This is a genomic window from Streptomyces armeniacus (assembly GCF_003355155.1).
GTDB classification, from domain to species: Bacteria; Actinomycetota; Actinomycetes; order Streptomycetales; family Streptomycetaceae; genus Streptomyces; species Streptomyces armeniacus.
Genome location: NZ_CP031320.1, coordinates 7,038,925 through 7,056,154, shown reverse-complemented (window position 1 = coordinate 7,056,154; position 17,230 = coordinate 7,038,925). Strand labels below are relative to the sequence as shown.

Annotated in this window: 17 protein-coding genes; 7 read left to right on the top strand and 10 right to left on the bottom strand. The window is 73.6% G+C overall.

What is annotated here, in order from left to right:
• Nucleotides 1–59: 59 nt before the first annotated feature.
• Together DVA86_RS30725 and DVA86_RS30720 are read right to left on the bottom strand one after the other, a co-directional pair.
• Nucleotides 60–1,280, bottom strand: coding sequence for a sarcosine oxidase subunit beta family protein (locus DVA86_RS30725; protein ID WP_208883242.1), 1,221 nt, complete (start codon nt 1,278–1,280; stop codon nt 60–62).
• Between the two features lie 246 nt (nt 1,281–1,526).
• Entirely contained in the window at nt 1,527–2,327 is an 801-nt protein-coding gene (locus DVA86_RS30720; protein WP_208883240.1) for an IclR family transcriptional regulator, read from the bottom strand.
• Nucleotides 2,328–2,537: 210 nt separating this feature from the next.
• On the opposite strand from DVA86_RS30720, the gene DVA86_RS30715 reads away from it, so the two are divergent.
• Nucleotides 2,538–2,900, top strand: coding sequence for a bifunctional 3-phenylpropionate/cinnamic acid dioxygenase ferredoxin subunit (locus DVA86_RS30715; protein ID WP_208883238.1), 363 nt, complete (start codon nt 2,538–2,540; stop codon nt 2,898–2,900).
• Nucleotides 2,900–4,099, top strand: a complete 1,200-nt coding sequence (locus tag DVA86_RS30710; RefSeq protein WP_208883236.1) for an NAD(P)/FAD-dependent oxidoreductase — start codon at nt 2,900–2,902, stop codon at nt 4,097–4,099. The genes DVA86_RS30715 and DVA86_RS30710 overlap by 1 nt, the downstream gene beginning before the upstream one ends.
• A 66-nt stretch (nt 4,100–4,165) precedes the next feature.
• Here DVA86_RS30710 and DVA86_RS30705 read toward each other — a convergent pair whose 3' ends face one another.
• Nucleotides 4,166–4,912: an IclR family transcriptional regulator gene (locus DVA86_RS30705; RefSeq protein WP_222623465.1), complete on the bottom strand. Its 747-nt coding sequence runs from the start codon at nt 4,910–4,912 to the stop codon at nt 4,166–4,168.
• Between the two features lie 394 nt (nt 4,913–5,306).
• Here DVA86_RS30705 and DVA86_RS30700 point away from each other — a divergent pair, with 394 nt between their 5' ends.
• Nucleotides 5,307–5,849: a DUF5709 domain-containing protein gene (locus DVA86_RS30700; protein ID WP_208883232.1), complete on the top strand. Its 543-nt coding sequence runs from the start codon at nt 5,307–5,309 to the stop codon at nt 5,847–5,849.
• 36 nt (nt 5,850–5,885) lie between these two features.
• Here DVA86_RS30700 and DVA86_RS30695 read toward each other — a convergent pair whose 3' ends face one another.
• The 3 genes from DVA86_RS30695 to DVA86_RS30685 all read right to left on the bottom strand — a co-directional run bounded on the left by DVA86_RS30695 (nt 5,886) and on the right by DVA86_RS30685 (nt 9,923).
• A complete protein-coding gene (locus DVA86_RS30695) occupies nt 5,886–7,250 on the bottom strand; it encodes an MFS transporter (RefSeq protein WP_208883230.1) in 1,365 nt (454 codons plus the stop codon).
• Nucleotides 7,183–8,967, bottom strand: coding sequence for an acetate--CoA ligase (locus DVA86_RS30690; protein WP_208883228.1), 1,785 nt, complete (start codon nt 8,965–8,967; stop codon nt 7,183–7,185). Before DVA86_RS30690 ends, DVA86_RS30695 begins: the two co-directional genes overlap by 68 nt.
• A gap of 131 nt (nt 8,968–9,098) precedes the next feature.
• A complete protein-coding gene (locus DVA86_RS30685) occupies nt 9,099–9,923 on the bottom strand; it encodes an enoyl-CoA hydratase/isomerase family protein (RefSeq protein ID WP_208883226.1) in 825 nt (274 codons plus the stop codon).
• Between the two features lie 230 nt (nt 9,924–10,153).
• On the opposite strand from DVA86_RS30685, the gene DVA86_RS30680 reads away from it, so the two are divergent.
• Nucleotides 10,154–11,176: a LysR family transcriptional regulator gene (locus tag DVA86_RS30680; RefSeq protein ID WP_208883225.1), complete on the top strand. Its 1,023-nt coding sequence runs from the start codon at nt 10,154–10,156 to the stop codon at nt 11,174–11,176.
• 17 nt (nt 11,177–11,193) lie between these two features.
• On the opposite strand, the gene DVA86_RS30675 is transcribed toward DVA86_RS30680, so the two are convergent.
• Nucleotides 11,194–11,637, bottom strand: a complete 444-nt coding sequence (locus tag DVA86_RS30675; protein WP_208883223.1) for an SRPBCC family protein — start codon at nt 11,635–11,637, stop codon at nt 11,194–11,196.
• Between the two features lie 249 nt (nt 11,638–11,886).
• On the opposite strand from DVA86_RS30675, the gene DVA86_RS30670 reads away from it, so the two are divergent.
• Both DVA86_RS30670 and DVA86_RS30665 read left to right on the top strand, forming a co-directional pair.
• A complete protein-coding gene (locus DVA86_RS30670; protein WP_208883221.1) occupies nt 11,887–12,756 on the top strand; it encodes an SDR family NAD(P)-dependent oxidoreductase in 870 nt (289 codons plus the stop codon).
• Nucleotides 12,753–13,622, top strand: a complete 870-nt coding sequence (locus tag DVA86_RS30665; protein ID WP_208883219.1) for an amidohydrolase family protein — start codon at nt 12,753–12,755, stop codon at nt 13,620–13,622. The genes DVA86_RS30670 and DVA86_RS30665 overlap by 4 nt, the downstream gene beginning before the upstream one ends.
• Before the next feature lie 40 nt (nt 13,623–13,662).
• On the opposite strand, the gene DVA86_RS30660 is transcribed toward DVA86_RS30665, so the two are convergent.
• Nucleotides 13,663–13,824: a DUF6059 family protein gene (locus DVA86_RS30660; protein ID WP_208883217.1), complete on the bottom strand. Its 162-nt coding sequence runs from the start codon at nt 13,822–13,824 to the stop codon at nt 13,663–13,665.
• Between the two features lie 697 nt (nt 13,825–14,521).
• Here DVA86_RS30660 and DVA86_RS30655 point away from each other — a divergent pair.
• Nucleotides 14,522–14,911: a PPOX class F420-dependent oxidoreductase gene (locus DVA86_RS30655; protein ID WP_208883216.1), complete on the top strand. Its 390-nt coding sequence runs from the start codon at nt 14,522–14,524 to the stop codon at nt 14,909–14,911.
• A gap of 74 nt (nt 14,912–14,985) precedes the next feature.
• On the opposite strand, the gene DVA86_RS30650 is transcribed toward DVA86_RS30655, so the two are convergent.
• Together DVA86_RS30650 and DVA86_RS30645 are read right to left on the bottom strand one after the other, a co-directional pair.
• Nucleotides 14,986–15,465 carry a methylated-DNA--[protein]-cysteine S-methyltransferase gene (locus DVA86_RS30650; protein ID WP_208883214.1) on the bottom strand — a complete coding sequence of 160 codons (480 nt, stop codon included), beginning with the start codon at nt 15,463–15,465 and terminating at the stop codon, nt 14,986–14,988.
• Nucleotides 15,465–17,156, bottom strand: a complete 1,692-nt coding sequence (locus DVA86_RS30645; protein ID WP_208885377.1) for an AlkA N-terminal domain-containing protein — start codon at nt 17,154–17,156, stop codon at nt 15,465–15,467. The genes DVA86_RS30650 and DVA86_RS30645 overlap by 1 nt, the downstream gene beginning before the upstream one ends.
• Nucleotides 17,157–17,230: the final 74 nt, after the last annotated feature.

Below are 17,230 nucleotides of genomic sequence, written 5' to 3'. Positions count from 1 at the left end.
CTCCTGTGCTCGTCCGCGTGCCGTACCGGGGGCGCCGGGGCCGCGGGCCCGTGTGCGGGTCAGTGGGCCACTGCCGCCGCGCCGTGCTCGTCGATCAGCGCGCCGGTGGTGAAGCGCTCCAGGGTGTACGGCTCGTTCAGCGGGTGCGGCCGGTCGTGCGCGATGGTGTGCGCGTACACCCAGCCCGCTCCGGGGGTGGCCTTGAAACCGCCGGTCCCCCAGCCGCAGTTGAGGTACAGCCCGTCGACCGGCGTCAGCCCGACGATCGGCGACGCGTCGGGCGACACGTCCACGACGCCGCCCCAGGTGCGCAGCACCCGGGCCCGCGCGAACGCCGGGAACAGCTCCAGCGCCGCCGCCATCTGCTGCCGGATCACGTGGAAACCGCCGCGCTGGCCGTACGAGTTGTACTGGTCCACGCCCGCGCCCAGCACCAGTTCGCCCTTGTGCGCCTGGCTGACGTACACGTGCACGGCGTTGGACATCACGACGCACGGGTGCACGGGCTCGAGCAGTTCGGAGACCAGCGCCTGGAGCGGATGGCTCTGGATGGGGAGCCGCAGCCCGGCCATCCCGGCCAGCAGCGAGGAGTGCCCGGCGGCGGCGAGCGCCACACGGCCGGCGGCGATCGGGCCGCGGGACGTCTCCACCCCGGTGACCCGGTCGCCCCGCACGGTGATGCCGGTGACCTCGCAGTTCTGGATGAGGTCGACGCCGAGCGCGTCGGCGGCGCGGGCGTACGCCCAGGCCACGTGGTCGTGCTTGGCGATGCCCGCCCGCCGCTGCAACGTCGCGCCGAGCACCGGATACCGCGCGTCCTGCGAGACGTTGACGACCGGGCAGAACTCCTTGACCTGCTCCGGGGTCAGCCACTCGGCGTCGACGCCCTGCAGCCGGTTGGCCTCGACGCGCCGCACGCTGTCGCGCACGTCCTGCAGGCTGTGGGCGAGGTTGAGCACGCCGCGCTGGCTGAACAGGATGTCGTAGTCCAGCTCCTCGGACAGTCCCTCCCACAGGCGGAGGGCGTGGTCGTAGAGCGCCGCGCTCTCGTCCCAGAGGTAGTTGGAGCGGATGATCGCGGTGTTGCGGGCCATGTTGCCGCCCGCGAGCCAGCCGCGTTCGAGGACGGCGACGTTCGTGATGCCGTGGTTCCTGGCGAGGTAGTAGGCGGTGGCCAGGCCGTGCCCACCGGCGCCCACGATCACCACGTCGTACGTGCGCCGCGGGTCGGGGTTGCGCCAGAGGCCGGCGGGGTGCTCAGGGGATTCCGCGTATGCCATGGACGGGCCTTTCTGTCAGCGCGCGGGACAGGTCCAGGCAGAGAGGGTGTGCGAAGAGGTGGTGCGAGGGTGGTGCGAGGTGACGCGAAAGTTGTTTCTCATTGCGCAACACAGTTCTTCATGTGAAACGAACTGCGAGCACGAGTATGGAGGGTCGTGGCCGTGCGTCAAGCCCCCACAGAAAAAATCCAGCGCACGCGTACGCCCGTTCGTGACCGGCTCGGCCGGCGGAGGGACCGCTCCGGCTCAGGCGCGGCGCTCGATGCGCGCGCTGACCTCCGCCGCCGCCTCTCCCACCACCCGCGCGAGCTGCGGGAACACGTCCGTCGAAAGCCGGTACGACGGGCCCGAGATGCTCAGCGCGGCGACGACCTCGCCCTCGGCGCCGTAGACCGGGCACGCGATGGCGTTGAGGCCGACCTCCAGCTCCTCCGTCGTGCTGCTCCAGCCGCGCTCCCGCACCCGTTCGAGCTCGGCCTGCAGCTCACGTACGTCGCAGACGGTGTGGTCCGTGAACCGTTCGAGCCCGCCGGAGATCAGCTCACGGCCCCGTTCGGGGGACTCGAAGGCCAGCAGCACCTTGCCGCTCGAGGTGGCGTGCAGCGGCGTGCGCTGGCCCACCCAGTTGTAGGCGCTGACGGAGCGGAGCGCGCGGATCTGGCTGACATTGATGGCCTCGCCCCGGTCCAGGACGGCTATGTTCACGCCCTCGCCCGACTCCTCGGCCAGCTGCTGGCACACGGCGCGGCTCTCCCGCGTGATCTCCAGCTGGGCGCTGGCGGCACCGGCGAGCCGCACGATGCCGTACGCCAGCTGGTACTTGCCGCGGTCCGCGGTCTGCTCCACGAGGTCGCGCTGCTCCAGGGCGCCGACCAGCCGGAACGCCGTGGACTTGTGCACACCCAACTCCTCGGCGATCTCCGTCACTCCGGCCTCGCCGTGCCGGGCCAGGATGGCCAGCACGGTGACGGCGCGGTCCACCGACTGGACGAGCGAGCCCCCGCCCCTTCCGCCGGCGGTGCCGGCGTTCTGCGTCTCGTTGCCCATGGGCGAACGGTATCTCGCGTGGCCCGAACTTCTGCTTGACACCGGCTCCCGCTCGCCCCCACAGTTTGTTGCGCATAGCCAATCAGGTTGCGTCATGTGAAACAAACGAGTGGCGACTCGTCCAACGCCGTGTTCCCGCACCGCCATCACATCCCCCCTTGTCGTATTCGCGGAGGCCGCCTGCCTCCGCCCGCGTACGGAGGAACCGTCATGGAACACAGTGAGACCCTCACCCGCGAAGACACCGTCCTCGTCGCATGCCGCATCGAGGATCTGCCCCCCGGCGAGTCCGTCCGCGTCGACGCCGCCGAGGGCACCGAGGCCGTCGCCGTCTTCAACGCCGACGGCGAGCTCTACGCCATCGACGACACGTGCACCCACCAGGACGCCTCCCTGGCGGACGGCTGGCTCGAAGGCTGCACCGTGGAGTGCCCGCTGCACGCCGCCTGCTTCGACCTGCGCACCGGCATGCCCAGCGGACCGCCCGCCAAGCGGCCCGTGCGCACGCACCGCGTGACCGTGGAGGACGGCGTCGTGCGCGTGCATGTCGCCGCGCCCGTCGGGGCGTTGTGATGCGGTCCGTCGCGGTCGTCGGTGCGTCGCTGGCCGGGCTGGCGGCGGCGCGCGCGCTGCGCGCACAGGGTTACGACGGCGGGATCACGCTGATCGGGGACGAGCCGCGGGCACCGTACGACCGCCCGCCGCTGTCCAAGGACTTCCTGCTGTCCCGTACGTCCACCGAGGAGCTGGCGCTCACCACGGACGACGACGAGTCCCTCGCCGTCGACTGGCGGCTGGGCACCACGGCCACCGCCCTCGACCCGTACGAGCGCCGGATCACGCTGTCGGACGGCGGCGAGGTGCGCGCCGACGGCGTCGTCATCGCGACCGGCGCGCGGGCGAGAACGCTCCCCGGCGCCGGGGCTCCCGGCGCCGGCGGCATGTCCGGCGTGCACACGCTGCGCACCCTGGACGACGCGCTCGCGCTCCGCGAATCGCTGCGCTCGGGCGGGCCGTTGGTGGTCATCGGCGCCGGGTTCATCGGGTCCGAGGTCGCCTCGACGGCGCTCGCCGCCGGGCTCGACGTCACCGTGGTCGAGGCGCTGCCCGTGCCGCTCGCCGGACCGCTCGGCGCCGGGATGGGCGCCGTCTGCGCCGGACTGCACACCGACCACGGCGTCCCGGTGCTGTGCGGCGTTCCCGTGCGCGAACTGCTGGGCGGCGCACGGGTGGAGGGCGTACGGCTCGCCGACGGCACGGTGCTGCCCGCCGCCACCGTCCTCGTCGGGATCGGCGCGGAGCCCAACACCGACTGGCTCGCGGACTCCGGCCTGGACATACGGGACGGCGTACGCACCGACGCGCGCGGCGCCACCGCGGTGCCGCACGTCGTCGCCGCCGGCGACTGCGCCGCCTCGTACCAGCCGGGCCCGGCACGGCACGTACGCACCGAACACTGGACGGACGCGCTCCGGCAGCCGGAGACCGCCGTACGGGCGCTGCTCGCCGGACCGGACGCGGGCGCGGACACGGCGTGCGGTCCGCTGCCGTACTTCTGGTCCGAACAGTACGGCGTACGCATCCAGTTCGCGGGCGCACGCCGGGACGGCGACAGCGTACGGATCGAGTCGGGCGACCCTGAGGACCGGAGCTTCCTGGCGGTTTACGAACGGGACGGCCGGCCGACGGCGGTCCTGGGCATGGACCAGCCGAAGCAGTTCACCCGGTGGCGCCGCCGGCTCGCCGCGGACTGGGCGGCGGTGACGACGTGACGCGGGCCCTCACGCGGGGCCTGACGCGAGACCTCGGACGGGGCCTCAGACGCCCACCCGCAGGCGTCACTCGGGCAGCCACCCGAGCAGCCAGGAGATCTCCGTCGCCGCGTCGATGACGGACTTCGCCACGTCCGGCAGCCGCTCGGCGGTGAGCCGGTACGAGGGCCCCGACGCGCTCACGGCGAACACGACGGTCCCGTCGGCGGCCCGCACCGGCGCGGCGGCGGCGTTCAGCCCGAGCTCCAGCTCCTCCGAGGCCAGCCCGTAGCCCTGCCCGACGATCTCGGCCAGCTCCGCTTCCAGCACCGCCACGTCCGTCACCGTAGAGGAGGTGTACTCCTCCAGCTCCGCCGCGAACAGATCGGACCGCTCCCGCGCGGGCGTGAACGCCAGCAGCACCTTGCCGCTGGCCGTCGCGTGCAGGGGCGTACGGCGTCCCATCCAGTTCTGCGTGATGACCGCGGCCAGACCGCGCGCCTGGGCGATGTTCACGGCCATGCCGTCCTCGGAGACGGCGATGTTGACCGTCTCCCCGACTTCTTCGGCCAGCCGCTCGCAGACCGGGTTCGCCAGCGTGATCATGTCCGGCTGAAAGCGCTTGGCACCGCCCAGCCGGATCAGTTCGAACCCGAGGCAGTACTTCCCGCGCTGCTCCCGCTGCTCCACCAGCCCGCGCGCCGCCAGCGCGTTCACCAGCCGGAACGCCGTCGACTTGTGCACGTCCAGCGCCGCGGCGATCTCCGTGACCCCGGCTCTCCGTCTGCCCGCCAGGAACTCGAGCACGTCGACCGCCCGGTCGACCGCCTGCACAGTGACAGTGGTGGACGGGTCACGTGGCCTGTTGCTCATGTTGCGACTATACGGGTGACCACAATGTACGGATTTCCCTGCGGCATCGTCTTCCTACGCCTCGCCCGCCACCTCGTCGGCACGCCACGCGCGACGCCGATCAGCTCGAGCGCCCGGCAGCGTAAGACACGAAGGCAGCCCACGCGGCGGGCCCAACTCCGCGCACCGGCGGAGCGTCACGACGTACGGGCCGTACCGTTGGGGATTGCTTCCGGACGCTCACTATGCGTACGGGTGCGATTACGTTCGACCTGGCGCAGCCCGGCAGGCCCCCGCCGCCGACACGTGATGTGTGCGCACGTGGGCGGCGGAAACCCGTACGGCGAAGCCGGCACCCAGCGAGGAGCGAACACCTATGGCGAGCAGCGACATGGGCGACGAGGTCTACCAACCCGACGAGTCGGAGGTGCAGGAGGACACCAACGTGCTCGAACCGGAGGACACTCTCGTCGACCGCGGCCTGGACAGCGCTCTCGACGAGGGCTATTCACCGCCGGAGAAGCCGCTGGCCGTGGAGAGCCACGGCACGACGGGGAGCGAGCAGCTGGAGGGCGAGTCGCTCGACGAGCGGCTGTCGCGGGAGGTGCCCGACGCCGGGGAGGCACCCGGGCGCGAGACGGCGGCCGGCGGCGACGAGGACGTGACCGGCGAGGACGTCGCCGACGAGGACATGCGGCCGCCCGCCGAGGAACTGCCCGGCGGCGGCACGGAGGGCGACCGGGCGGGCCGGCTCGTGGCGCCCGACGAGGGCGCGCACCCCGACGAGGAGAAGGACGTGGTCGGCGCCGACGTCGGGATCGACGGTGCCGCCGCGTCCGCGGAGGAGGCGGCCGTACGCGTCGGGCCCGAACCCGGTCCGGAGAATCCCGAGCCGTACGGGAATCCCGAGGCGTCCTGACGCGGCGCGTACGGCCGCCCGTGCCCCTCGCGGGGGCTACTTCTCCAGCACCGTCGTCCGGTTCAGCGGCAGGTGCAGCGTCTCCCGGAAGGCGAACAGCACCACCAGCCCGGACACGACCGCCAGCGCCATCAGATAGAACCCGGGCGCCAGCGGCGTACCCGCCACCGACACCAGCCCGGTGGCCACGAACGGAGCGGTGCCGCCGAACAGCACGTACGCCGCCGTGTACCCGATGGCGGAACCGCTCGCGCGCAGCTGGCCCGGGAACATCTCGACCATCGCCGGCACGTTCGAGGTGCCGATCACCGCGACCAGCACCGCGAGCACCGACGCGCCGGCGACCGCGCCCGGCAGCCCCGTGCCGATCAGCCAGAACGCGGGCAGCGTCGCCACCGCGAAGCCGCCGCAGGCCACGAGCAGCATCGGGCGGCGCCCGTACCGGTCGCTGGCGGCGGCCATCAGCGGGCACGCCGCGCTGTACGCGAGCATCGCGACGACGCTGGTGAGCATCGCCTCCGTCTTGCTGTAGCCGACCTCTTCCGACATGTACGCGATGAGGTAGCTGCTCATGAGGTAGTAACCGACGGCGTTGGTGATGCTGTAGCCGAACAGCGTCAGCACCTGCTTCCGGCACACCCGCGCCGCCTCCCGCAGCGGCGCCTCCCGTACGGCCTCGCGCCGCTCCATCGCCCTGAACACGGGGGTGTCCTGGATGCGGCTGCGGAGGTAGAGGCCGATCAGGCCGAGCGGACCGGCCAGCAGGAACGGGATCCGCCAGCCCCAGCTCTCCAGCGCGCCGTCGCTGAGCGTGGACGTGATGACCAGCCCCGTCATGGCACCCGCCACCGAAGCCAGCCCGACGGTGAGCGGCACCACGCTGGCGTACCGCGCGCGGCGGCCGTCCGGGGCGTACTCCATGATGAACGCCGACGCGCCCGTGTACTCGCCGCCGGTGGAGAAGCCCTGCACCGTACGCAGCAGGAACAGCAGGACCGGCGCGACGATGCCGAGGGTGGCGTAGCCGGGCAGCACGCCGATCAGGAACGTCGAGCCGCTCATGCACAGCACGCTCAGCGCGAGCATGCGGTTGCGGCCGATGCGGTCGCCGTAGCGGCCGAAGAACGCGGCGCCCAGCGGCCGGGCGACGAAGCCGCCGGCGAAGACGGCCCAGGTGGCGAGGAGCGCGGCGGTCTTGTCGTACTGCGGGAAGAACAGGCCGGCGAGGGTGGCGGACATGATCGCGTACGCGCCGGAGTCGAACCACTCGACGAAGTTGCCGACGGCGGTGGCGGCGGTGACCTTGCGGCGTACCTTCTGCTCGTCCTGCTCGTCAGGGCTGTCCGTCACCGGCTCTGCGGGCAGGGTGGGCGGTACCGAGGTCGGTTGATCCGTCGTCATCTCCGTCGTCCTCCTGGCCCGGCTGGTGCGCGGCGTCGGGTGCGGGTGCGGTCTCGGTTACGGGGTCGGTTTCGGTTGCGGGGCCGGTCTCAGGGGCGGCTGCGTTCTCGTCGCGGGCGCGCAGCGCGGCCCGCTGGATCTTGCCGGTCGCCGAGCGCGGCAGTTCGGCCACGAACTCGACCAGCCGCGGATACGCGAACCGCGAGTGCGTCTCCCGGGCGAACCCCGCGATCTCGCGGGCGAGCGCCTCCGTCGGCTCGTGGCCGTCGTTCAGTTCGAGCCACGCCTTGACGGCCTGGCCGCGTACGGGGTCGGGGACCCCGACCACGCCCGCGTCGCGTACGGCCGGGTGGCCGCGCAGCACCGACTCGACCTCGTACGGGCCGACGCGGTAGCCGGACGTCTTGATCACGTCGTCCGTGCGGCCGAGGAACCAGAAGTAGCCGTCCTCGTCCACCACTGCCTGGTCCTTCGTCCGGTACCAGGGGCCGCCGAAGGTCTCGGCCGTCGCCTCCGGCCGGTTCCAGTAGCCGAGCGGGAACTGCGGGTTGGAGCCGGCGCGCAGGCAGATCTCGCCGGGCTCGCCCGGCGGCACCTCGCGCCCCTCGGCGTCGAGCAGGGCGACGTCCCAGCCGGGCAGCGGCCGGCCCATCGAGCCGGGCTTGACGGGGACGCCCGGGAAGTTGCCGAGCAGGGGGTACGACTCGGTGGACCCGTAGTAGTCCAGCGGGGTCACGCCGAACTGGGCACGGAACCACTCGATGAGATCCGCGGTGAGCGGCTCGTTCGAGCAGCACACGACGCGCAGGGACTGCGGGTGCCGCCTGCCCGCGTCCGGCACGTCCTGCCTCATCTTACGCAGGAAGGTGGGGTTGACCAGGGCCGTTGTCACCCCGTTCCGGGACATGGCGGCGAGCAGCCCGGCCGGGTCGAAGCCGCCGGCGGGCCGGTAGACGAGATGGACGGCGCCCGCGCGCAGCGGGCCCAGCAGCTTGGCCATGGACCAGGCCCAGTCGCCCGCGCCGTAGAACACGTCGCCGGGGCGCAGGTCGTGGCAGTACCGGAACTCGTTGTGGCCGAGCAGCGTGCGGTGCGCGTGCACGATGCCCTTGGCGGCGCCGGTGGTACCGGAGGTGTAGAAGATCAGCGCGGGGTCGTCGGGGGCGGTGTCGGCGGTGTCGTACTCGGGCGGCAGGGCCTCGATCGCCGGGTCGTCGACGTTCACGACCTGCCGGACCTGTCCCGCTTGTGCCGACTGCCCGGCGAAGTGCCCGACGCGGTCCAGTGCGGCGGTCTCGGTGACGAGGACGGCGGCGCCGGAGTCGGCCAGCCGGTAGCGGATGGGCTCGTCGCCCCACAGCAGGGACATGGTGACCAGGACGGCGCCGGTGCGGAGCACGCCCAGATACGTGGCGGGGGTGTCCGTACGCTGCGGCAGCAGGACGGCGACCCGGTCACCGGGGCGTACGCCGAGCCGGTGCAGATGGGCGGCGACCCGGCGGGAACGGTCCTGGATCTGCCGCCAGGTCACCTCCTCACGGCGGCCGGTGTGGTCCTCGTAGATCATCGCGAGCTTGTCGCCGCGGTGCCGGTCGGCAACGTCCGCGGCCATGTTGTAGCGCTCGGGGACGGCCCACCGGTGGCTTTCGACAAGGCGGCGGTAGGCGCGGGCGCCGTCGGCAGTCTCGCCGGAGTGCGGCGTGACGCTGGTGGTCATGCGGGGAGGGGCCTCTCGTGCGGGCGGGGGTGCGGGCGTTCGTACGGCGGGGGTTCGTACGGGCGAGGGTGCGCGGGCGGTGCGGGCGCGCGGGCGGTGCGGGCGCGCGGGCGGTGCGGGCGCGCGGGCGGTCAGCGGCGGCGGCCGGCGAGGAAGCGCGCCATCTCGCGCTGCGGTTCGCCGGTCGCGTAGGCCGCGGTGTGCACCTTCTTGGCGGCGTCGAGCGCCTCGTCGAGCGCGGCGTCATCCAGTTCGCGGATGCGGCCCTTGGTGAGGGCGACCGCGCCGGGCGGCAGCTCGACGAGCCGCTGCGCCTCGGCGCGCGCCTCCGCCTTGACCTCGTCCTCGGCGGCGAGCCGCGTGAGCAGCCCCAGCCGGTGCGCCTCGGTGCCGTCCACCAGCCGCCCGCTGAGCGCGAACTCGGTGGTCTTCGCCCGGCCCAGTACGTTCCACATGGCCCAGATGCCGGTGATGCTCGGGATGCCGGACAGCACTTCCGGCTGGCCCATCCGGCTGCCGGGGTGGCCGATCCGCAGGTCGGCGAGGAGCGCGTACTGGAATCCGGAGCCCGCGGCCACCCCGTTGACGGCGGCGACGGTCGGCTTGTCCAGGTTCCGTACGGCGCGGAAGAGGCGGCCGAAGTCGTCGATCCACGCCTCCGCGGCGGCGTGGTCGCCGGGGTCGAAGGCGGCGGTCTCGGCGAGGTCCTGACCGGCGCAGAAGGCGCTGCCCGCGCCGGTGAGGACGAGGGCGCGGCAGTGCTCGTCGGCGCCGAGCGCGTCGAGCGCGGCGACGAGTTCGGCGCGCATGCCGGCGGTCCAGGCGTTGAGCTTGCCGGGGCGGTCGAGCGTGACCTCGGCGACGTACGTCTCCGTGCCCGTTCCGCCGCCCGGCGCGGCCGGGTGGCGGGTCACGGTGACGGTGCCGGAGTCGGTACCGGAGTCGGTTTCAGCCATGGCTGGATGCCTCTCTGGGGGGGGGTCGTCGGGGAACGCCGGCGCGCGTACGGGCACGCGGCGGCGCACCGTCGTACGGCATGGGGAACGGGGAGGGAACGGGGACGGGGAGCGACGGGCGGATGTCCGCGAACGGACGTCCCGTGAGCAGTCATGCAAACAGCAGGGAACGGAATCCGGCCAACACCAATCGGGACTCTCCGTGATACCGGAGCGATATGGTCCGCCTCATGGAGCTCCGTCACCTGCGCTATTTCGCCGTGCTCGCCGAGGAACTCCACTTCGGCAGAGCCGCGGACCGGCTGCACATGGCCCAGCCCCCGCTGTCCCAGCGCATCCGCGATCTGGAACGGGAGCTGGGCGTGCGGCTGTTCGACCGTACGCGGCACCGGGTGCGGCTCACGGAGGCCGGCGCGCTGCTGCTGGAGCACGTACGGCCGGTGCTGTCCGGGGTGGAGACCGCGCGCGAGGCGATGCGCCGGATCCGGCCGGGCGAGGCGGGGGTGCTGCGGGCGGGCGTACCGCCCGACACCGGCCCGATGGTGCTGCCCACCCTGACGGCGGGCTTCGCGCGCCGGGTCCCGGACGTACTGATCGACCTGCACGAACTGACCACGGACGAGCAGCTGGCCCGGCTGCGCGAGGGCGAACTCGACGCGGGCGTGGTGCGCCACCCCTCGGACACGGTGGGGCTGGAGTCGGGGCCGGTGGCGCGGCGCGAACTGGGCGTGGTCCTGCCCGCGGACCACCCGTCGGCCGCCGCCACGGCAACGGGCGGCGCGTACCCGGGAGTTGACGGCGCGGCCGCCGCGTCCCCGTCCGCCGCGTCCCCGGGCGCGGCGGACCCCGGGAGCGGCAGCCCGTCCCCGCCCCCCGTCCGGCTACGCGACCTCAACGGCGCGCCGCTGGTCATCTTCCCGCGCTCGATGGCGCCCCGGCTCTACGACCACATGCTCACGGTCTGCCGCGACGAGGGCTTCCTGCCGGGCTCCATCCGGCACGCCCGCAACCCGTACTTCGTCCACGGCCTGGTCCTGGCCGGCCGGGGCATCCACCTCAACGAGGCCCCGGCCGCGCCGCTCCCCCACGGCCTGGTCTGGCGCCCTCTGGAGGGCGCGGTGCTGTCCTGGCGCACCTCGGTGGTCTGGGTCCCCAGCCGCCACAACGAGGCGATCTCCGCCTTCGCGGACGCCGTCTCGGAGGGCCTGGCCACGGCGGGGCACCGCATCGGTGACACTCCCGCCGCGGGCTGACCCTCCGGCGTACGTGGTCAGCCCAGGTACGCGGAGAGCTGCTGCAGCAGCATCTCGCTGCCCTGCTTGGACTGGTCCCGCTCCTCGGCGGTGGGGGAGGTCTGCGAGAGGGTGACGTCCGTACCGGCTTCGCCGCCCTCCGCCGCGTCGGCGAAGTCGGCCACCATGATGCCCGGTTCGGCGCCGGGCACGTCCATCGACATCACGAGTCTCCGCGGCTGCTCGACCTCGACGTACGAGCCGGTCAACGGGAATTCGGTGCCGTCCGGGAAGACCAGCGTGGCCTTCCAGGCGCCGCCCGGCCGTACGTCGAGCGCCACCGAGCCCGGCTTGGCGCCGAACCACTGGACGTACTGCTCGGGCGTGGTCCACGCCTCCCACACGCGCGCCGCGGGTGCGGCCACCCGGGCGGAGACGGAGTAGGAGAATCCGGTCTTCGCGCTGCCCTGCTGCTCGGTCATCGTGCTCTCCTTCGTGTCTGCGGTCCGTTTGTGCGCCGCTCCGTTCGCGGCGTGTGCAGGGTTAGACCCCGGGGGCCCGCGAAACTCATCGGCGGCGGGCGGCACTCTTCGTTCACCGGATGTGTGCCGGTGGCCGTGCGCCTCCGGTACGGGCGGCGGCACCTTGTCAAAGCCGTGACCGCCGCTCTACGGTCCCTCTGCGGAATCCCACAGTCATCCGATGTCACAGCGACACAAGGCGGTATCCGCATGAGCGAGTTCAACGGGCGCGACTCCGGCGGGCCGGAGTCCGGCGGGCGCGAGTTCGACGGGCTCTCGGCGCTCGTCACGGGCGGCGCCTCCGGTATCGGCCTCGCCACCGCGCGGTTGCTCGCCGGACGCGGCGCCCGCGTCGCCGTACTGGATCTGGACGCCGCCGGGCTCGCACCGCCACTGCACGGCTGCACGGCGGACCTTGCCGACGACGCGTCCGTACGGGCCGGGGTCGCGGACGCCGCCGGACTGCTCGGCGGGCTCGACATCCTCGTCAACAACGCCGGTGTCGGCGCCGCCGGAACCGTCGAGGACAACCCCGACGAGCAGTGGCACCAGGTGCTGGACGTCAACGTCCTCGGCATCGTCCGCACCACCCGCGCCGCCCTGCCGTATCTGCGCCGCTCCGCGCACGCGGCAATCGTCAACACCTGCTCGGTCGCGGCCACCGCCGGACTCCCGCAGCGTGCGCTCTACTCCGCGAGCAAGGGCGCCGTACTCTCGCTGACCCTCGCGATGGCCGCCGACCACAGCCGCGAGGGGGTACGGGTCAACTGCGTCAACCCCGCCACCGTCGACACCCCCTGGGTGGCCCGGCTGCTGAACGCCGCCGACGACCCCGAGGCGGAACGGGCCGCCCTGAACGCCCGCCAGCCCACCGGCCGGCTCGTCACGGCCGACGAAGTGGCGCACGCCATCGCGTACCTGGCGAGTCCGGCCGCCGCCTCCGTCACCGGCACCGCGCTGGCCGTCGACGGCGGCATGGCCGGGCTGCGGCTGCCCCCACGGCCCGCGGCCGCGCCCGCACCCCCGGCCGCGGCTCCGGCTCCGGCTCCGGCTCCGGCTCCGGCTGAGAGCGGGCCGTGAGCGGGGCGCCGGACCGTGTGATCGACGCGCACCACCACGTATGGGACCTCTCGGTGCGCGACCAGGACTGGATCACCGGCCCGGAACTCGCCCCGCTCCGCCGGAACTTCCCCCTCCGCGAACTCGAACCCCAGGCGCGGGCCGCCGGAGTCACCGCCACCGTCGTCGTACAGACCGTCACGGTGCCCGAGGAGACCCCGGAACTCCTCGCGCTCGCCGCCCGCCGCGGCACGCTCGTCGCGGGCGTTGTCGGCTGGGCCGACCTGACCTCCCCCGGGCTCGCCGACACCCTCGACGCGCTGCGCCAACTGCCCGGCGGCGACCGGCTGGTGGGCATCCGGCACCAGGTCCAGAGCGAGCCCGACCCGCGGTGGCTGCTGCGGCCCGACGTACGGCGCGGGCTGCGGCTGCTCGCCGAACGCGGCCTGGTCTACGACCTGGTGGTCAGGCCGCACCAGCTGCCCGCCGCGTACGAGGCGGCCGCCGCCTGCCCGGAACTCGCCTTCGTCCTCGACCACCTCGGGAAGCCGCCCGTCGCGTCCGGGGCGCTCGAACCCTGGGCCGGGGCCGTACGGCGGCTGGCCGCCCTGCCGAACACGGCCGGCAAGCTCTCCGGCCTGGTCACCGAGGCCGCTCCCGGCGCATGGACGGTCGGCGGCCTGCGGCCTTACGCGGAGACGGCGCTGGACGCGTTCGGTGCGGACCGGCTGATGTTCGGATCGGACTGGCCGGTGTGCGGGCTGGCCGCGGACTACACCGGGGTGCTGGCCGCGGCCCGCGCCCTGACCGGCGGGCTCAGCGCCGCGGAGCGGTCGGCGGTCTTCGCGGACACGGCGGCGCGCACGTACGGGCTCCACGGGCTCTGAGCGCGCCCCGCGGGCGGCCGGGTGCCGGGGCCCCGCCGGGTCAGGCCAGGTCGCGCAACTCGTCCCGGATCGCGCGCTCCACGGGGGTCAGCGGGATCTCCGGGCGGACCCGCTCGGGGTGCTCGGGTCCGGTGCCCCGCAGCTCCGGGGGCGGCTCCGGGGCGGCGGGCGGCGCGACGGGCGGTGTGGCGGTGCGGTACAAGAGTCTGGAGGTATGACGCAAGATGAATAAGGGAGATGAGAGATGACGGTGGAGACGGAGAGCGTAGAGGGAGATAAGAGAAAGGGAAGTGGAGAGTATTTTTTTTCAGGCAGGAGGCGGCATACGAGAGAGGAGTCCGTCGCGTGGGCTCGGAGATGTGTATAAGAGGCGGGGCGGGGGCCGTCGGCGGGGCGGGAGTGCCGGGCTCGTCATCGTCGTCGCCGAGCCAGCGCCACTCCAACGTGGGCGGCTGCGCGGCCCGTTCCCGCGCGGCACGGTCGGGCACGGCGGGTGCCTGCGGCTCCGGCGCGGCATCTTCCGTTTCGTCCGGGCCCGCATCCTCCGTCTCTGCCTCCGGAGCCGGCGGAGGCGTCGCCTCCGCGTCCTCGCCGCCGACCGTACGGGTGACCGACGCGAAGCGGTCGTCGAGCGTGTCGCCCGCGGACGAACGCCCGGTGTCCGGGGCGTCCGCGTCGTACAACTCGGACCACCAGTCGTCCTGTTGATGCGTGCGTCGCGGACCGTGCCGCTCCCCCTGATCGCTCATGCCCTCATTCTCCCCGAAGGCGCCATCGGGAACGCCCGGTCCCGGGATTCCGCCCGCCCTCCCTCCGTCCCCGGCCCTGGTCCTGGTCCTGGTCCCGTCCTACGGCCGGAAGCCGATGCGACCGCATGCCGGAGATGTGACGCTGGGCGCATGACGGACATCGCACGCAACAAGGCGTTCAGCTCGTCGGAGCGCGCCTATCTCGCCACGCAGCGCCTGGGGCGGCTCGCGACCGTCGACCCGGACGGCCAGCCGCAGGCCAACCCGGTCGGCTTCTTCCCGCAGGACGACGGCACGATCCTGGTCGGCGGCTACGCGATGGGCACCACGAAGAAGTGGCGCAATCTGCAGGCCAATCCGAAGCTCTCCCTCGTCGTCGACGACATCGCGAGCGTGTCGCCGTGGCGCGTGCGCGGGGTGGAGATACGCGGCGAGGCCGAGCTGCTCACCGGGCCGCACGGTCTCGGCGCGCACTTCAGCGAGGAGCTCATCCGCATCCACCCGCGGTGGATCCACAGCTGGAGCCTGGACGACGACTGACCGGGGCCCGGCCGACCGGAGCCCCGGCCGACGCCCGAGCCCCGGTCGCGCCATGGACCCGCCCCCGGTCGCGCCTACGCCAGCGCGCCCTCCAGCGTGAGCAGTTGGCGCTTGCGGTCCAGGCCGCCCGCGTAGCCGGTGAGTGATCCGTTCGCGCCGATGACGCGGTGGCACGGGTGGATGACCGTCAGCGGGTTCGAGCCGACGGCGCCGCCCACCGCCCGTACGGCGCGCGGGTCCACGCCCGCCATAGCGGCCAGCCGGCCGTACGTGACGGTCGCGCCGTACGGGATCTCGTCCAGCGCCGCCCACACCCGCTCGCGGAAGTCGGTGCCCCTGGTGGCGAGCCGGAGGTCGAACTCCTTGAGCTCACCGGCGAAGTACGCGTCGAACTGCTCCGCCGCGGCCGCGAACGCGGCGTCGTCCCGCCGCCAGTCCGGGAGCACCGTGGCGCCGCCCTTCTGGCCGGGTACGGACACCGACGCGAGGGCGCCGGGCTCGGGGCCCGCGAGGAGCAGTTCGCCGAGCGGGCTGGGGTGGATTGCGTACAGCATCAGTGGTTCTCCCGGGTGTGTGCGCGGGCTGCCCGGAGTCCGTCCGGGGCCTCGTCGTGAACGTCGTGCGAGTCGTGGGTTTCGTGAGCGCCGCCGTGCGAGCCGTCAGTGCCGCCGTGCGAGCCGCCGTGGGTTTCGAGAACGGCATCCGTACGGGCGCCGGTGGCCGCCGCGGGCAGCTGCGTCGCGTGCCAGAGGTGGTGCAGCGCGTACGAGCGCCACGGCCGCCAGCCGTCCGCGTTCCGCGCGTCCGCGCCGATGGCGGCGAGGCCGTGCCGTACGCCCGCGTCGCCGGGCAGGAACACGTCCGGGTCGCCGAGCGCCCGCATCCGGATGTAGCCGGCCGTCCACGGGCCGATGCCGGGCAGCGCCAGCAGCCCGCGTTCCGCCTCCTCGCGGTCGGCGCCGGGGTCGAGCGTGACGGTGCCGTCGGCGAGGGCGGCGCTCACCGTGCGCAGGGTCTTCTTCCGGCTCTGCGGCATGCCGAGTTCGGTGAACGCCGCGTCCGCGAGCGTCCCCGCCTCCGGGAACAGGTGCGTGAGCGCGCCGTCCGGCGCGGGCAGCGGCTTCCCGTACGCGGCGACGAGCGCCCCGGCGAGCCCGCGCGCGGCCCCGACGGTGACCTGCTGCCCGAGCACCGCGCGTACGGCCAGCTCGTGCGGGTCGGCGGCGCCCGGCGAACGCAGCCCGGGGGCGGCGGCCAGCAGGTGCCCCAGCAGCGGGTCGCCGGCGAGCCGTTCGGCCACGGCGTACGGGTCGGCGTCCAGGTCGAACAGCCGCCGTACGCGCTGCACGGCCGTCGTCAGGTCCCGCAGGTCCGCGAGGCGCAGCCGGGCCTCCAGCCAGCTGTGGCTGCCGCTGGCGGTGCCCCGCGTGCGTTCGTCGACCTCGACGACGCCCGTGGCGTGGGTGAGCGTCAGCGTCCGCCGGTACGTGCGCCCGCGCGCCGTCCGCCGTACCTCCTCGATGCCGGGGACGGCCCGCCGTTCGAGGAAGTCGAAAAGCTGGCCGGCGGCGTACGGGCCGCGGTACGCGAGCCGCAGCGGCACCCCCGCGCAGGGCGTGTCCCCGGCGGCGTCTCCCGTGCCTCCGGACGCGGCCGGCGGGTGCGCCGGGCCGGCCGAGCCGAGGCCGCCGCGGCGGGCGGCGCGCAGGCCGCTCGGGGTCGTCGCGTAGATCTCCCGGACGGTGTCGTTGAACTGCCGGACGCTCGCGAACCCGGCCGCGAACGCGATCTCCGTGACCGCCAGCGGCGTCGTCTGCAGCAGCACGCGCGCGGTGTGCGCCCGCTGGGCGCGCGCGAGCGCGACCGGTCCGGCGCCGAGTTCGGCGGTGAGCTGCCGCTGGACCTGGCGCGCGCTGTAGCCGAGCCGCGCGGCCAGGCCCGCGACGCCCTCGCGGTCGACGACGCCGTCCGCGATCATGCGCATGGCGCGGCCGACGACGTCGGCACGTACGTCCCACTCGGGGGACCCGGGCACCGCGTCCGGACGGCACCGGCGGCAGGCGCGGAAGCCCGCGCTCTGGGCTCCGGCGGCGGTGGCGTAGTAGCGGACGTGCTCGCGTTTCGGAGTGACTGCCGGGCAACTGGGACGGCAGTAGATCCCGGTGGTCGTCACGCCCAGGAAGAACACGCCGTCGAAACGAGCGTCCCGGCTGCGTACGGCCTCGTACCTGCTGTCTTCGGTCATCACGCGTCCCAGTCTGCGCCCCGGCGCGTGCCGGTACTAGCGGGAATCGGACGTCGCCGTACGGTGCTGTCGGC

Excerpts from the sequence above, each read along its gene's own strand:
- DVA86_RS30725 (WP_208883242.1), bottom strand. The coding sequence starts at position 1,280 with ATGGCATACGCGGAATCCCCTGAGCACCCCGCCGGCCTCTGGCGCAAC.
- DVA86_RS30720 (WP_208883240.1), bottom strand. The coding sequence starts at position 2,327 with ATGGGCAACGAGACGCAGAACGCCGGCACCGCCGGCGGAAGGGGCGGG.
- DVA86_RS30715 (WP_208883238.1), top strand. The coding sequence starts at position 2,538 with ATGGAACACAGTGAGACCCTCACCCGCGAAGACACCGTCCTCGTCGCA.
- DVA86_RS30710 (WP_208883236.1), top strand. The coding sequence starts at position 2,900 with ATGCGGTCCGTCGCGGTCGTCGGTGCGTCGCTGGCCGGGCTGGCGGCG.
- DVA86_RS30700 (WP_208883232.1), top strand. The coding sequence starts at position 5,307 with ATGGCGAGCAGCGACATGGGCGACGAGGTCTACCAACCCGACGAGTCG.
- DVA86_RS30695 (WP_208883230.1), bottom strand. The coding sequence starts at position 7,250 with ATGACGACGGATCAACCGACCTCGGTACCGCCCACCCTGCCCGCAGAG.
- DVA86_RS30690 (WP_208883228.1), bottom strand. The coding sequence starts at position 8,967 with ATGACCACCAGCGTCACGCCGCACTCCGGCGAGACTGCCGACGGCGCC.
- DVA86_RS30685 (WP_208883226.1), bottom strand. The coding sequence starts at position 9,923 with ATGGCTGAAACCGACTCCGGTACCGACTCCGGCACCGTCACCGTGACC.
- DVA86_RS30680 (WP_208883225.1), top strand. The coding sequence starts at position 10,154 with ATGGAGCTCCGTCACCTGCGCTATTTCGCCGTGCTCGCCGAGGAACTC.
- DVA86_RS30675 (WP_208883223.1), bottom strand. The coding sequence starts at position 11,637 with ATGACCGAGCAGCAGGGCAGCGCGAAGACCGGATTCTCCTACTCCGTC.
- DVA86_RS30670 (WP_208883221.1), top strand. The coding sequence starts at position 11,887 with ATGAGCGAGTTCAACGGGCGCGACTCCGGCGGGCCGGAGTCCGGCGGG.
- DVA86_RS30655 (WP_208883216.1), top strand. The coding sequence starts at position 14,522 with ATGACGGACATCGCACGCAACAAGGCGTTCAGCTCGTCGGAGCGCGCC.
- DVA86_RS30650 (WP_208883214.1), bottom strand. The coding sequence starts at position 15,465 with ATGCTGTACGCAATCCACCCCAGCCCGCTCGGCGAACTGCTCCTCGCG.
- DVA86_RS30645 (WP_208885377.1), bottom strand. The coding sequence starts at position 17,156 with ATGACCGAAGACAGCAGGTACGAGGCCGTACGCAGCCGGGACGCTCGT.